This window comes from Tumebacillus flagellatus (genome assembly GCF_000714935.1).
GTDB classification, from domain to species: Bacteria; Bacillota; Bacilli; order Tumebacillales; family Tumebacillaceae; genus Tumebacillus; species Tumebacillus flagellatus.
Genome location: NZ_JMIR01000011.1, coordinates 67,277 through 81,679, shown reverse-complemented (window position 1 = coordinate 81,679; position 14,403 = coordinate 67,277). Strand labels below are relative to the sequence as shown.

The following is a 14,403-nucleotide window of genomic DNA, read 5'->3' as shown; positions in this document are numbered from 1 at the left end:
GAGTGCGGATCTTTGGGGTTTCGAATGCTGAACGAGACGGCTCGATTTATGGAAACGCTGTTCAAGAATGTGACCGATGCGATCCTCGTCGTCGATGGCAAAGGAGACGTGATCGGCGTCAATCCGGCGTTTGAACGGATGTCCGGCTGGATGGCAGAGGAAGTGTTGGGGAAAAAGTCACTCTGCGATTTGTGCCGCGGGATGGCAACGTGCCAAGAGGAATCGTCTTGCATCGATTGCTTCGCCTCTCGCTTGCGGATGCCGTCGTTCCAGATTCATCTGCACACCAAATCGGGCGAAGACATCGCGGTGGCGGGATCTTCCACGCGCTTGCCGGAAGACGGGGGCCTGGGTGCCCTCGCGGTGATTTTGCGGGACAACTCGGAGATGCAGCGCGCCGAACGGGAGCGTCACCAGCGCCAGTTGACCAACTATGTCATCCAAGCCCAAGAGGAAGAGCGCAAACGCATCTCCCGCGACTTGCACGACGGGATCGGACAAGCGCTGTACTCGATCATGGTCGGACTTCGCGTCATCAACCAACTGGATCTCAATCACGACATGAGACAGCACCTGGACGAAGTGCAGCAGTTGACGGCGCGGACGCTGGAAGAGGTCAAGAGCCTGTCTGTGGAACTGCGTCCGTCCGCACTCGACGATCTCGGGCTGGCGGCGGCGTTGCGTTCGTATTCGAAGCGCTTTGAGCAGACGTTCGGCATCCTCACCACATTTGAAATCGGCGGTCAGCGCCGCCGGTATGATTCTGCGGTGGAGACCGCGCTGTACCGCATCGCCCAAGAAGCGATGACCAACGCGGCGAAGTACGCCGACACCGATTCGATCACCCTGCGGTTGGCGGACCAACCCGACGGGGTGGAAGTGTGTATTGAAGACCACGGGGTCGGATTTGATCCCCAGCACCTCAAGGTGCAAGGCACCGGATTGGGGTTATACGGAATGCGGGAACGCGTGACGCTCTTAGGCGGCACGTTGACGATAGAAGCGGCACCGGGACAGGGAACGAAAATCCATGTCGTCGTGCCGCTCGACGAGAAAGGAGGTCCGCGCTATGTCCATCCGATTGCTGATCGCGGATGATCACGCCATCGTTCGTTCCGGACTTTCGATGCTGTTGAACAACCAGCCGGACATGGACGTGATCGGGACGGCTGCGGACGGAGGAGAAGCGTTTGACAAAGCGCTTGAACTGCGTCCGGACATCGTGCTGATGGACCTCAGCATGCCGCCGGGAGAGAACGGTTTGTCGGCGACGACGCGGCTCAAAGAAGCGGCGCCGGAGATCGACATCCTCATTTTGACCATGCACGACGACGAGGAATACTTGTTCCGGCTCCTGCAAGCGGGCGCGTCGGGGTATCTGTTGAAAAGCGCTCCGGACAACGACCTGCTGAACGCCATCCGCACCATTCATTCCGGTGCGGCGTATCTGCATCCGAGCGCGACCAAGTCGCTGATTTCGGAATTTCTGCAGCGCGTGCACCGCGGCGAGGACGTGGAGCGCTTTCAAGTGCTCACCGACCGCGAGCAAGAGATCCTCGTGCTGATCGCCAAGGGCTACGCGAACAAGGAGATCGCCGAGAAGCTGATCGTCTCCGTCAAAACGGTCGAGTCGCACAAAGCGAAGATCATGGAGAAACTGCACATGAAGACCCGCCCGGAACTGGTGCGTTATGCGCTCAAGAAGGGCTTGCTCGATTTCGAATAAAAATGAACCGACAACCAACCCGAGTTCCCCGTGGAGCTCGGTTGTTTTTTTGCGCGGAAAAAAGCAAAAGCCCTTTGCATGTGCGAAGGGCTTTTTCGTGCGGGTCGTCTTACTCTCCAGCCAGCGCGTCGGCAAACGCCTTCGCATACGGCGGCAAATCCGGCGGGCGGCGGGAGGAGATGATGTGCCCGTCGACGACGACCGGCTCGTCGAACCAGATCGCGCCGGCGTTCTCCATGTCGTCGCGAATGCCGGGGGTGGACGTGACGTTGACCCCTTGCAGAATCTTCGCGGAGATCAACACCCACCCCGCGTGGCAAATCTGCCCGATCGGCTTCTTCGCTTCGTGCATCTCGCGCACGAGCTGCAGCGCTTCCGGATAGCGGCGAATCTTATCCGGTGCCCAGCCGCCTGGCACGAGGATGCCGTCGTAATCGGCCGCCTGCACGTCTTCATGCGCGAAGTCGGACTGAATCGGCACGCCGTACTTGCCTGTGTACGTCTCCCTGGCTTTCGGCCCGACGATATGTACCGTTGCGCCCTCTTCGCGCAAACGCAGCACCGGGTACCACAGTTCCAAATCTTCAAACTCATGCTCGACCAACTGAATCACGTTCTTGCCTTGCAAACGCATCGAAAAACCTCCCTGCAATGGATTTCTGCATACTACCACTTTACCATACAACCTTGACAAGAACGGAACCGATCAGCGAGAATGTGAATATTCAAGAACTATCAAATCTTACAAAAGTGAGGGATCGCGATGAGGAACTGCATCGGAAGCCATTTGCACGGGCATCGGCATTTGAATACCGGACAACCGCATACGCGATTCTTTTTTCAAAGGGACTGAGTGGAAGCAAGGACTTCCGCCCAGTCCCTTTCTTTTGCTAAAGCAAGAAAGGGGAAAGACATGATGATCAACATTCAAGATGTGGAGCTGAACGGAGCGACGGTGACGGCCGATGAGGTCGCGCGCGTCGCTTGGGAAGGAGCCAAGGTCACCGTCGGCGACGAGACTTGGGTACGAGTGGCGGAATGCCGCCGGATGGTGGAGGACTTGGTGGCGTCCGGCAAGGTCGTCTATGGCGTGACGACCGGATTCGGCAAGTTCAGCGATGTGCACATCTCGCCGCAGGACGCTGAAGAGCTGCAAGCGAACTTGATTCGCAGCCATGCCTGCGCGGTAGGCGAACCGCTCCCCGAACCGACCGTGCGCGCTTTGATGATGCTCCGCGCCAATGCGCTGGTGAAGGGCTACTCCGGCATCCGACCGGAGACGCTGCAACTGCTGATCGACTGCTTGAACCACGGCGTGCACCCTGTCGTGCCGTCGCAGGGCTCGCTTGGCGCAAGCGGCGACCTCGCGCCGCTCTCGCACCTCGCGCTGGTTCTCATGGGCGAAGGGGAGGCGTATTACCAAGGAGAGCGTCTCCCGGCGGACGCAGCCCTCGCCAAAGCGGGACTTACGCCGATTACGCTGCAAGCCAAGGAAGGGCTCGCGCTGATCAACGGCACGCAAGCGATGACTTCCATCGGCACGCTCGCCTACGTGAAAGCGCTTCGCTTGGCGAAGGCGGCCGACATGATCGCGGCGTTGACCACCGAAGTGCTGCGCGGCATCCCGGCGGCGTTTGACGAGGACGTGCACCTCGTGCGCCCGTACCCGGAACAGATCGGCGTGGCGGCGAACTTGCGCGCGCTGCTTGCGGGGAGCCGCTTGACGACCGAGCCGGGCGAAATCCGCGTGCAGGACGCGTACTCGCTGCGCTGCTTGCCGCAAGTGCACGGCGCGACGCGCCAAGTGCTGAAGTACACGGGCGAGAAGCTCGACATCGAAATCAACGCCGCCACCGACAACCCGCTGCTCTTCACGGAGCAGGGCAAAGTCATCTCCGGCGGCAACTTCCACGGGCAGCCGATCGCGTTTGCGATGGACTTTCTCAAAATCGGCGTGGCGGAACTCGCCAACATCGCCGAGCGGCGCACGGAGCGCCTCGTCAACCCGGCGCTCTCTGCATTGCCCGCGTTTCTCAGCCACAACCCCGGCATCGCCTCGGGCATGATGATTCCGCAATACGTCGCGGCGTCGCTGGTCTCGGAGAACAAAGTGCTGGCTCATCCCGCCAGCGTCGACTCCATCCCGTCGTCCGCCAACCAAGAAGATCACGTCTCGATGGGCACCACCGCCGCCCGCCACGCCGATCTGGTCGTGGCGAACACCGCGAAAGTGCTCGCCATCGAATTGATTTGCGCCGCCGAAGCGGCTGAGTTCGTCGGAGCGGACGGCCTCGCGCCCGCCACCCGCAAACTCTACGACCAAGTACGCGCCGTCGTGCCGCCTGTGCTCACCGACCGCTCCACCAGCGCTGACATCGAGCGAGTGGCGCAAGAGCTCCTGCTCGGCCGCTGGCAGGCGGAAGTCGAACGCATCAGCGGCCCGCTTTTTTAAGAAAAAAACAACCCAACCCGCATCATCCAACTCCCAAGGAGGAATCTCTTATGACCACCGAACAAAAACGCACCATCCGCGCTCCGCGCGGCACCGACCTGCACTGCAAAGGCTGGGTGCAAGAAGCTGCGATGCGCATGCTGATGAACAACCTCGACCCGGAAGTCGCGGAACGTCCGGAAGACCTCGTCGTCTACGGCGGCATCGGCAAAGCGGCGCGCAACTGGCCGTCCTACGACGCGATCGTGCGCGAACTGCAGCGTCTGGAAAGCGACGAAACCCTGCTGGTGCAATCGGGCAAGCCGGTCGGTGTGTTCAAAACGCACGAAAGAGCGCCGCGCGTCCTGCTGTCGAACTCCGTGCTCGTCCCGGCGTGGGCGAACTGGGAGCACTTCCGCGAACTGGAGCAAAAAGGGCTGATGATGTACGGCCAGATGACCGCGGGCTCTTGGATTTACATCGGCACGCAAGGCATCTTGCAAGGCACCTATGAAACGTTCGCCGAAGCGGCGCGCCAACACAGCGGCGGCACGCTTCGCGGCACGTTGACGCTCACCGCCGGACTTGGCGGCATGGGCGGCGCGCAACCGCTGGCGGTCACGATGAACGACGGCGTGGTCATCGCCGTGGAAGTCGACCGCACCCGCATTGAGCGCCGCATCCAGCACCGCTACTGCGACGTGCTGGCGGAAACGCTGGACGAAGCGCTGAAACTGGCAGACGAAGCAAAACAAGCGGGCAAGGCGCTCTCCATCGGGCTGCTCGGCAACGCGGCGGAGATCTTCCCGGAGTTTGTCGACCGCGGGATCAAACCGGACTTCGTCACCGATCAAACTTCCGCGCACGATCCGTTGGTCGGCTACATCCCGGCGGGCTATACGCTTGAGCAAGCGGCTGAACTGCGCACGTCCGACCCGGAGCGTTACGTCCAACTGTCCAAAGCCAGCATGGCGAAGCATGTCCAAGCGATGCTCGACCTGCAGAAGATGGGCTCCGTCGTGTTCGACTACGGCAACAACATCCGCCAAGTGGCGTTTGACGAAGGGGTGGAGGACGCGTTCAACTTCCCGGGCTTCGTTCCGGCGTACATCCGCCCGCTGTTCTGCGAAGGCAAAGGCCCGTTCCGCTGGGCGGCGCTCTCCGGCGACCCGGAAGACATTCGCAAAACGGACGAACTCGTGCTGAAGCTCTTCCCGGAGAACGACCACCTGCGCCGCTGGATCACGATGGCGGGCGAGCGCGTCGCGTTCCAAGGTCTCCCGGCGCGCATCTGCTGGCTCGGCTACGGCGAACGCGCCAAATTCGGCCTCGCGATCAACGAGATGGTGAAAAACGGTGAACTGAAAGCCCCGATCGTCATCGGCCGCGACCACCTCGACTGCGGTTCCGTCGCGTCCCCGAACCGTGAAACGGAAGCGATGAAGGACGGCTCCGACGCGGTCGGCGACTGGGCGATCCTCAACGCGCTGATCAACACGTCGGCGGGCGCTTCTTGGGTCTCCGTCCACCACGGCGGCGGCGTGGGCATGGGCTATTCGCTGCATGCGGGCATGGTCGTCGTCGCGGACGGCACTGACGCTGCGGCCGAGCGCCTGCAAGCGGTGCTGACGTCCGACCCGGGCATGGGCATCATCCGCCACGTCGACGCCGGATACGACGAAGCGATTGAATCGGCAGAAAAGCACGGCGTCCGCATCCCGATGCGCGACCAAGCGTAGAACGCCCACGAAACAGAAAGGCAGGGACCCTCATGAAAAAAATCCCCCACCGCGTCGATGTTCTGCTTCATAACATCGGCACGCTCGTCACGCCGCTCGGCAACCACCCGCGCGGCGGGAACGCGATGAAAGACATTCAGGTCATGGAACAAGCGGCGGTCGCTATCGCCGGCGGGCGCATCGCGGTCGTCGGCACGGAAGAGGAAGTGCGCAACGCTTTGCAAAGCGCGGGCTCGGAAATCGTCACCTCCGTCGACGCCGGCGGACGTCTCGTCACGCCGGGTCTCGTCGATCCGCACACGCACCTCGTGCACGGCGGCTCCCGCGAGCACGAATTGGCGTTGAAGCGCTCCGGCGTGCCGTACTTGGAAATCCTCGCGATGGGCGGCGGCATCCTCAGCACCGTCACCGCCACGCGCAAAGCCACCGAGGATGAACTCTACACCAAAGCGCTGAAAAGCCTCAACGAGATGATGCTCCAAGGCGTGACCACCATCGAAGCGAAAAGCGGCTACGGCCTGACGGTGGACGACGAACTCAAGCAGTTGCGCGTCGCTCGACGCCTCCACGAAGCGCATCCGCTCGATCTCGTCTCGACGTTCATGGGCGCGCACGCCGTACCTCCGGAGTACAAGGGCCGCGAAGACGAGTTCGTCGACCTGATCGTGAACGAGATGCTCCCGCGCGTCACCGACGAAGGCTTGGCGGAATTCTGCGACGTGTTCTGCGAACAGGGTGTTTTTTCCGTGGAACAGTCGCGCCGTATCTTGATGGAAGGCAAGCGCAACGGCTTGATCCCGAAAATCCACGCCGACGAGATCGTCTCGCTCGGCGGGGCGCAATTGGCGGGGGAAGTCGGAGCGATTTCGGCGGAGCACTTGTTGGCGGCGTCCGATGAAGGGTTGGCGGAGATGGCGAACGCCGGGGTGATCCCAGTCTTGTTGCCGGGGACTTCTTTCAACCTCGGCTTGATCCAACACGCCCGCGCCCGCGACATGATCGACAAGTACGAACTGCCGGTGGCGCTGTCCACCGACTACAACCCCGGTTCGAGCCCGACGGAATCGATGCAGTTGATCATCTCGCTTGCGTCGTTGAACCTCAAGATGACACCGGAAGAGATCTTGACCGCTTGCACGATCAACGCGGCCAACGCGCTGGGACGCGGCTTTGAGATCGGGACGATTGAAGCGGGCAAGGCGGCGGACCTCGCCATTTTTGACGCGCCGAATCTGGCGTACCTGCCGTATCACTTCGGCATCAACCACACGTTTGGCGTGATCAAGAGCGGACGCGTCGTCGTGTGGGAGCGCGGGGTGGTGAACGCATGAGCGAGATTCCGTTCCTGAAAACGCCGGAGCAAGCGGCGTTTCGCGATCATATGGAAACCAAAGTCGCGCACTGGCTCACCCAGTGGGACGGTGTGGAAGCGATCCAGGCGGGGCTGATCGGCCTGCCGCTCTCCAAACCGTCGATTTCGCACTCCGGTGCTTCGACGACGCCGGCCGCCGTGCGCGCCGCGTTTAAATCGTTCACGACGTACAGCTTGGAGTACGGCGTCGACCTGCAGACGTTGCCTGTCCGCGACTTGGGCGACATCCAGATGCACCCGACCGACATCCGCGAGTGCCACCGCCGCATCCAAGAGGGGTTGCAGGCGCTGTACGAGCAACAGCCGCACCTCGTACCGATCCTCATCGGCGGCGATCACTCGACTTCCTGTCCGTCGATCCAAGCGTTTGCCGCCCGCTATCCGGGGAAGAGAATCGGCATCCTCCATTTCGACGCGCACCATGACGTGCGCAACCTCGAAGACGGCGGCCCCACCAACGGCACGCCGTTTCGCGGGCTGCTGGAATCGGGCGTGGTCGAAGGCCGCCACATCGTGCAGATCGGCATCCGCGGCTTCATGAATTCCAAGGCGTATCACGACTATGTGAAAAGGCACGGCGTGCACATCTTCACGTCCCGCGATGTACGGCGACTGGGCATCGACGCGGTGCTCGACCAAGCGCTGGAATTGGCGGGCGACGGGACGGAGGCGCTGTTCGTTTCGTTTGACGTCGATGTGATCGACCAAGCGTACGCGCCGGGCTGTCCGGCGGTCGGCACAGGCGGGATGAACCCTTGGGACGCACTCGATGCGCTGTATCGCTTGGGACAGTTGCCGCAGGTGCAGGGGATCGACTTCGTGGAGTTTGATCCGACGGTGGACGTGCGGAACTTGACCACGCGGATGACCGTGCAATTCATGCTGACGTTCCTTGCCGGATTGGCGGAGCGTTTGCGGGCTTAGGGCGGAGTCAACTCCTCCGTCTCAAGTTGGATTGCGAAGTTCCCTCCATCTGGTAAACTGAGTGAGGATCAGAGAGAGATCGACATGCAGGTGAGGAGGGGGATCAGGTTGAGTACCAACAGCAGTATGGAAAGTGCAAGTGTGGAACGTACAGATCTGGAAAGCTCCGGTACGGGAAGTGCGGGGCAACCGGGCAAAGCAAGCATGGGAGAGTTCTTCCGCAATCGCTTTGTGCGGGCCATCTTGATGTCCGGGTTGTTCTTGCAGCTCGGCATCTGGGTTCGAAACTTCGCGGTGTTGTTGTACGTCATGGAAAAAACGAACAACGACCCGACGGCGGTTTCGCTGATCTCGGTGGCGGAGTTTGCGCCGATTTTCCTGTTCTCCTTCATCGGGGGGACATTTGCGGACCGCTGGCGTCCGAAGCGTACGATGGTCTGGTGCGATTTCTTGAGCGCCATTTCGGTGTTTGTCGTCTTGTTGACGTTGCTTACGGGGACGTGGCAAGTGATTTTCTTTGCGACGCTGGTCTCGGCGATTCTGTCGCAGTTTTCGCAGCCGTCGGGGATGAAGTTGTTTAAGCTTCACGTCCCGGCGGAGCAGATTCAGATGGGCATGACGATGTACCAAACGATGTTTGCGATGTTCATGATCATCGGCCCGTCGCTTGGCACGTTTGTCTACCAAACGTACGGCATCCACTGGTCGGTCGGGATCATGGGCGTTGCGTTCTTGCTCTCGGCAGGCACACTGCTGTTCCTTCCGCCGGACCGCTTGGAGGAACAGGCGACGACCACCTCGCTCGGCGAAGAGATGAAAGCGGGCGTGCGTTACGTCATGCAGCGCCCGGTGCTGCGCAGCATGGCGGGCGGCTTCGTGGGGGCGGGTCTCGCCGTCGGGTTGATTCAACCGCTCGGCGTGTTCGTAGTCATGGAGTTGCTCGGCGAGCCCAAGGAATTCATCCAATGGCTCTTGATGATCAACGGCGTCGCGATGATCGTCGGCGGAGGGATGGCGATGACGATCGGCAAGAAGATTCCGCCGCAGATGATGCTGGCGATCGGCATGGTCGTCTCGGCGGTGACGGTAGCGGTAATCGGCTTCTCCACGAACCTCTACATCACGCTCGCCGCGCAGTTCTTGAGCGGGCTCGTCATGCCGTTCATCCAGATCGGCATCAACACGATGATGCTCAACGCCACCGAGGAGGCGTTCATCGGGCGTGTCAACGGCATCCTCAACCCGCTGTTTATCGGGATGATGGTGATCTCGATGAGTTTGGCGGGCTGGTTGAAAGGTCTGACCTCTCTTTCGATCACCTACTTGATCGGCGCTGTGTTCTTCACGATCGGCTTGCTTGCGATCTTGCCGCTGTTCAAATTGCTTCCGAAGAAAACGGAAAACGCCGAATTGAAATCATAAAGTTCAAGCAAAAAGGGACTGTACCGCTTCTGTTTCTGCGGTCAGTCCCTTTTTCTCATGACTTTTTATACGTGCCGAGCAGTTCGCGGAGGATCACTTTCCACGATTTCAACCCTTGCGCGCGGTTGCCGCCGTAGAGCAGGCGGGTGAGGCCGACCAGCGCTTCATCGCGGGCGGGGGAGTAGGGATGCCACGAGATCTCGCGCTGCTTCTTGCCGGGGCTTGCCATCACCGACGTCTCGTGCGAGAACGTGTGCAGGCCGATCGGCCCGTGGTAGCGGCCCATGCCGCTTTGCTTGACGCCGCCGAACGGCAAGTGCGGGTTGGCGACAGAGGTGATCACTTCGTTGATGCAGACGGCACCGGAGACCAGACGCCTCGCGACGCGCTCGGCCTTCGCCATGTCCAGTGTGAACACCGACGCGTTCAGCCCGTAGACCGAATCGTTGGCGAGGCGCACCGCTTCGTCCTCCGTGCGAAACGTCATGATCGGCAGCACCGGGCCGAACGTCTCGTCGGTCATCAGTTGCATGCTGTGGTCGACGCCGGTAACCACGGTCGGCTCAAAGTACAGCGTCCCGTCGTTCGCCGCCCGTCCGCCGCACTCGATCTTCGCGCCCTTGGCGACGGCGTCCGCGAGATGCTTTTGCACGATCTCCACCTGCGGGGCATAGGTCATCGAGCCGTAGCCCTCGCCCCGGCGGAGTTGGGCGGTTTTTTCCAAGACTTTGGCGAGGAAGGGGTGGTAGAGTTCCTCTTGGACGTAGACGCGCTCGACCGACATGCAGACTTGGCCGGCGTTGGTGAACGCGCCCCAGACGGCGGCGTTGGCGGCGCGCTCCAGGTTTGCGTCGGAGAACACGATCATCGGGTCTTTGCCGCCGAGTTCCAACTCCACGGGAATCAGGTGCTCAGCCGCCGCCGCCATGATCTTGCGCCCGGTCGCCACGCTGCCGGTGAAGAAGATCTTATCCGGCCTTGCAGCCGTCAACGCCGCGCCCGTTTCGCGTCCGCCGTGCGCCACTTGGAACACGCCGTCCGGCAAGCCGATCGCTTGAAAGCAACGCTCGATCAGCACACCGACGCCCGGGGCGGCTTCCGACGGCTTCAAGATTGCGCAGTTCCCGGCGATCAGCGCGGAGATCACCGGCGTCACGGAGAGGTAGAACGGGAAATTCCACGGTGCGATCACGCCGATCACACCCATCGGCTTGTACTCGATATACGAACGGTTCCCAAAAAACACAATCGGCGTCTTCACCCGTCGCGGCGCGAGAATCTTCTCGGCGTGCTTCTCGTAATACGCCAAGATGTCGGTCACCGGGAAGATGTCCAGAGACAGCGCTTCCGTCTCAAGCTTGCCCGTATACGAAGCGAGCTCGCGGGTGATCTCCTCGACATGGTCGGCGAGGTACTCGCGCAGACGCTTGATCGCCAGCAGGCGTTGGGAGAGCGGAGTCGACGCCCAGCCGGGAGCGGCGGCGCGGGCTCGCTCCATCGCGGCGAGGACTTCGTCTGCAGTCCATTCCGGAACGGATGGCAGCTTCTCGCCGGTCGCCGGGTTGATTTGGGGGAGAGTGCTCATGGGAAATTCCTCCTTGAAGCGATCATCGGTATGCTCATTGTACTTGATCCCGGCCTCTCTTGCATATCATCTAGCAACGAGTGCAGCCATCAGAAGGGGGCGTTTGCAGATGAACATGAGCGATCCGGATGTGTTTCTCGCGGTGAGCTGGCTGGAAGTGGTGGGGGTTTTTTTCATCGTGTTGGCGCTGTTTGAAGTCTTCCAAAAGTCCAAGCGCTAAAAAAAGACCTTCTCCGCATCCGGCGGGGAAGGTCTTCGTCAAGGTTAGACCGTTTGGCGGGGGATCGCGCTTTCTTTCTCCTCCCGATAGAGCGCGACGCGGTTGCGTCCGGCGCGCTTGGCGCCCACGTACATGGCGCGGTCGGCAAACCGCACCAGCGACAGGGCGTCTTCGGCTTCGTCGGGACAAGTGGCAATCCCGATGGAGACGGTCAGTTGGATCGTGACCGTCTGTCCGTCGATCGTCGGCACCGGCACGCACAATCTTTCCACCGTTTCGCGGATGAATTCGCCGAGAAACAGCGCGCGTGCGGCATCGGAACCCGGCAGGACGATGATGAATTCCTCGCCGCCGTAGCGGGAGACGAATTCCGGTTCCTGAAGCGCGCTTTCGAACGCTTGGGCGACTGTGCGCAGGACCACATTCCCTGCGAGGTGGCCGTACGTATCGTTGATTTTCTTGAAGTGATCCAAGTCGATCAAGAGCAGGGAGAGGGACTCTCCGTCCTGCAGACGCTCCAGCTCTTCGGCCAACCGCTTCTCGCCGTAGCGATGGTTCGGCAGCTGGGTGAGTTCGTCGTACAAGCTCTGCTTCTCCACGCTTTCATACCGCATGGCGTTGTGGTACGAAACGGACAGTTGATTGGCGAGGATGGAGACGGCGTCGAGCGTCGTCGCGTCAAAATCGTTGTTTTTCGGTGCGAGCAGGCAGCAAAACCCGTAATCGGCATAGCTTGAATGAAACGGAGCGACAACCAAGTTTCTGTACACCGTCCCGGCAAATTGGGGGTCTTCGGCAAGACGCTTCGTCAGCGTCGGTTCATCGCGCAAAGACGCCTCTTGTTGCACGAGGTAGCGGTGCAGCGCGTCGAGTTCATAGGGCCGGAATCCAGCCGAACGCGAGATGGCCACCAAATTGTCGCCTTGGCGCAAGAAGATCACGCAATGCACATGGTCGAACCATTTCGGCAATTCTTCCGTCACGCGGGCAAACAGGGCTTCGACTTCCAGTTCCGCGGAGAAATCCCCGGTCAGGGCTGCCAAGTTGCGAAACAGCGTATTCGACCTCCACACGTCGTTGAACAGTTTGAACACATACACGCACAGCACCATCGGCATCCCGAAGGCGATCAGGCCGTACAGCCCGTCCCCTTCATAGAGCATGATCACGAGAAACCCGAGGGAAGCGGCGAACAACGTGGAGAAGATATCGAATTTGGTTCGCTTCAAGTGACCCTGAAACGTCGTTGTGCTGTCCAATTTGCGGAAGTAGAGGTAGAGGATGAAGTGATTGAACAGAAAGTGAGCGGCACAATAGCCGAACAGCGGGACGAGGTTGATCGACATCTTATCATGGTGGGTGCCGCCAAGCAGGTAGAACACGGCGGCGGAACCTCCGTTGATAAACAAAAACATCCCGTTGTTCGCCAGGGTTTTCCAAAATTCAAACTTTCGTTGTCGGTACCATCTGGAGAAGAGATGTACGATCTGACTCGTGAACACGAGCGCAACCAGACCGAACTTCACAAAAATCACAAGATCCACACACAACAGCAACGAAATGGAAAATTGATCGCGCTTCAATGGGAAAAATTCCGTGAAGCCGTACAACCCGAACAGCGTGAGCAAGATCAAAGCGTCGTGCGTGTGCAGATTCGGCGGTGCCGAGATGGCGACGATGCAGACGAGAATCAAGCCGAGAAGAGTCGTACCAGTCGCAAGTTGCTTAAATGACAAGGTTCGAATCCCCTTTCCACGACTTACTAGAGGAACAAATTCTCCGTGAATTCTCAAACACCTTTTCAAATTCGGAAAAAAGTATGGGTAAATTTGCTTGGTTCCTAATGCCCAGTGATTTAAGGGGTTTTATACGCAATACAAAATGTAAAGTACGCTTCGACCTATACGATCGAAGCGTAACATAGGACGATTGTACCAACTTTTGAAAGCGGTCATGGAGACAGCTTACGGAAGCGGGACTTCGCGGCCGGCGGACCAGAGGATGTACCAGTCTTCGTGGCTGAGTTCAAGGGACGTCGCCGCGACCGCTTCGCGGATGTTCTCCGGGTTGTTGCTGCCAAACAGCGGGATGATGCCCGCCGGATGGTGCATCAGCCACGCGAGGCTGAGCTGTGCCGGAGTGGCGTTGTAGGTCTCGCCCAGCTCGGCAAACGCCGCCAGCAGTTTCGGCACGCGCGGATCGCCTTGGACTTTGTCCCAGTTTTTGCCGGTCAGAATGCCGCCGCCGAGCGGAGAATAGGCGAGGGGCGTGATGTTTTTCGCCAAGCACTGATCGAGGACGCCGTTGTGCAGCGTATCGAGGTTCCACAGCGAAATCGACGGTTGGGTGGAGACGATCGGCACGTCGAGGTACGCTTCGAGCGCTTCCACCTGCGACGGCAAGTGGTTGGAAACGCCGATGCAGCGCACGAGGCCGTCCTTGACAAGCTGGTTGAGCGCCGCCGCCGTCTCGCGCGGATGGGTGTGCGGGTCCGGGCGGTGGATTTGGTAGAGATCGAGATAGTCGGTCTGCAAGCGTTTCAAGGAGCCTTGCACGCTCTCTAAGATGTAGGATTTCGAGAGGTTGTAGTGATACGGCGTCTGTTCGTCGCCGAGGATGATGCCGCACTTTGAAGCGAGGAACAAACGTTCGCGAAGCCCCGGATTCATGTCGAGGAACTCGCCGAACACAGACTCGCTCATCGTCCGGCCGTAGATGTCGGCGTGGTCGTAGAACGTAATGCCGGCTTCCACGGCGGTTTCCAGTGCCGCGATGCCGCGCTTCAGATGTTCTTCGGAAAATTCCTGCGGGTCCCACGTACCCGCCAAGCCCATGCAACCGAGTGCGAGGGCGCTGACTTCCACTGCTTGCGGGCCAAACGAAGCAGTGCGGGTGATTTTGGCTGTCATAGGGTCGCCACTTCCTTTGTTTTCCTGAACTCAATTCTACAAGTATAACAAAACCCTACAGCCTTGCAAAGTTGT

Annotated in this window: 11 protein-coding genes; 7 read left to right on the top strand and 4 right to left on the bottom strand. The window is 60.1% G+C overall.

The window, feature by feature from the left end; translation table 11 throughout:
- The first annotated feature begins 12 nt into the window (after positions 1 to 12).
- Together EL26_RS09375 and EL26_RS09370 are read left to right on the top strand one after the other, a co-directional pair.
- A complete protein-coding gene (locus EL26_RS09375) occupies positions 13 to 1,098 on the top strand; it encodes a sensor histidine kinase (RefSeq protein ID WP_238546086.1) in 1,086 nt (361 codons plus the stop codon).
- Entirely contained in the window at positions 1,070 to 1,726 is a 657-nt protein-coding gene (locus tag EL26_RS09370; RefSeq protein WP_038087278.1) for a response regulator, read from the top strand. The genes EL26_RS09375 and EL26_RS09370 overlap by 29 nt, the downstream gene beginning before the upstream one ends.
- A gap of 109 nt (positions 1,727 to 1,835) precedes the next feature.
- Here EL26_RS09370 and EL26_RS09365 read toward each other — a convergent pair whose 3' ends face one another.
- A complete protein-coding gene (locus EL26_RS09365; protein ID WP_038087276.1) occupies positions 1,836 to 2,360 on the bottom strand; it encodes a type 1 glutamine amidotransferase domain-containing protein in 525 nt (174 codons plus the stop codon).
- Positions 2,361 to 2,642: 282 nt separating this feature from the next.
- Between EL26_RS09365 and hutH the strand changes: the two genes are divergently transcribed.
- The 5 genes from hutH to EL26_RS09340 all read left to right on the top strand — a co-directional run bounded on the left by hutH (position 2,643) and on the right by EL26_RS09340 (position 9,614).
- A complete protein-coding gene (hutH, locus tag EL26_RS09360) occupies positions 2,643 to 4,178 on the top strand; it encodes a histidine ammonia-lyase (protein ID WP_173424614.1) in 1,536 nt (511 codons plus the stop codon).
- Positions 4,179 to 4,228: 50 nt separating this feature from the next.
- The gene (hutU, locus tag EL26_RS09355) at positions 4,229 to 5,896 is read left to right on the top strand and encodes a urocanate hydratase (protein ID WP_038087272.1); all 1,668 of its coding nucleotides are present in this window, start codon (positions 4,229 to 4,231) and stop codon (positions 5,894 to 5,896) included.
- 41 nt (positions 5,897 to 5,937) lie between these two features.
- The gene (gene hutI, locus EL26_RS09350) at positions 5,938 to 7,227 is read left to right on the top strand and encodes an imidazolonepropionase (RefSeq protein WP_173424615.1); all 1,290 of its coding nucleotides are present in this window, start codon (positions 5,938 to 5,940) and stop codon (positions 7,225 to 7,227) included.
- Positions 7,224 to 8,192 carry a formimidoylglutamase gene (gene hutG, locus EL26_RS09345; protein WP_038087265.1) on the top strand — a complete coding sequence of 323 codons (969 nt, stop codon included), beginning with the start codon at positions 7,224 to 7,226 and terminating at the stop codon, positions 8,190 to 8,192. Before hutI ends, hutG begins: the two co-directional genes overlap by 4 nt.
- Before the next feature lie 204 nt (positions 8,193 to 8,396).
- A complete protein-coding gene (locus EL26_RS09340; protein WP_038087369.1) occupies positions 8,397 to 9,614 on the top strand; it encodes an MFS transporter in 1,218 nt (405 codons plus the stop codon).
- A gap of 55 nt (positions 9,615 to 9,669) precedes the next feature.
- Here EL26_RS09340 and EL26_RS09335 read toward each other — a convergent pair whose 3' ends face one another.
- The 3 genes from EL26_RS09335 to EL26_RS09325 all read right to left on the bottom strand — a co-directional run bounded on the left by EL26_RS09335 (position 9,670) and on the right by EL26_RS09325 (position 14,328).
- Complete coding sequence (locus EL26_RS09335; RefSeq protein WP_038087262.1) at positions 9,670 to 11,199, bottom strand: aldehyde dehydrogenase family protein; 1,530 nt, start codon at positions 11,197 to 11,199, stop codon at positions 9,670 to 9,672.
- A 264-nt stretch (positions 11,200 to 11,463) separates the two neighbouring features.
- Positions 11,464 to 13,155, bottom strand: a complete 1,692-nt coding sequence (locus EL26_RS23635) for a sensor domain-containing diguanylate cyclase (protein ID WP_052036186.1) — start codon at positions 13,153 to 13,155, stop codon at positions 11,464 to 11,466.
- Between the two features lie 228 nt (positions 13,156 to 13,383).
- Positions 13,384 to 14,328, bottom strand: a complete 945-nt coding sequence (locus EL26_RS09325) for an aldo/keto reductase (protein WP_052036185.1) — start codon at positions 14,326 to 14,328, stop codon at positions 13,384 to 13,386.
- Positions 14,329 to 14,403 lie beyond the last annotated feature (75 nt).

What these genes read in the sequence shown, in the direction of transcription:
- EL26_RS09370 (WP_038087278.1), top strand. Translation starts at nt 1,070, where the DNA reads ATGTCCATCCGATTGCTGATCGCGGATGATCACGCCATCGTTCGTTCC.
- EL26_RS09365 (WP_038087276.1), bottom strand. Translation starts at nt 2,360, where the DNA reads ATGCGTTTGCAAGGCAAGAACGTGATTCAGTTGGTCGAGCATGAGTTT.
- hutH (WP_173424614.1), top strand. Translation starts at nt 2,643, where the DNA reads ATGATCAACATTCAAGATGTGGAGCTGAACGGAGCGACGGTGACGGCC.
- hutU (WP_038087272.1), top strand. Translation starts at nt 4,229, where the DNA reads ATGACCACCGAACAAAAACGCACCATCCGCGCTCCGCGCGGCACCGAC.
- hutG (WP_038087265.1), top strand. Translation starts at nt 7,224, where the DNA reads ATGAGCGAGATTCCGTTCCTGAAAACGCCGGAGCAAGCGGCGTTTCGC.
- EL26_RS09340 (WP_038087369.1), top strand. Translation starts at nt 8,397, where the DNA reads ATGGGAGAGTTCTTCCGCAATCGCTTTGTGCGGGCCATCTTGATGTCC.
- EL26_RS09335 (WP_038087262.1), bottom strand. Translation starts at nt 11,199, where the DNA reads ATGAGCACTCTCCCCCAAATCAACCCGGCGACCGGCGAGAAGCTGCCA.
- EL26_RS09325 (WP_052036185.1), bottom strand. Translation starts at nt 14,328, where the DNA reads ATGACAGCCAAAATCACCCGCACTGCTTCGTTTGGCCCGCAAGCAGTG.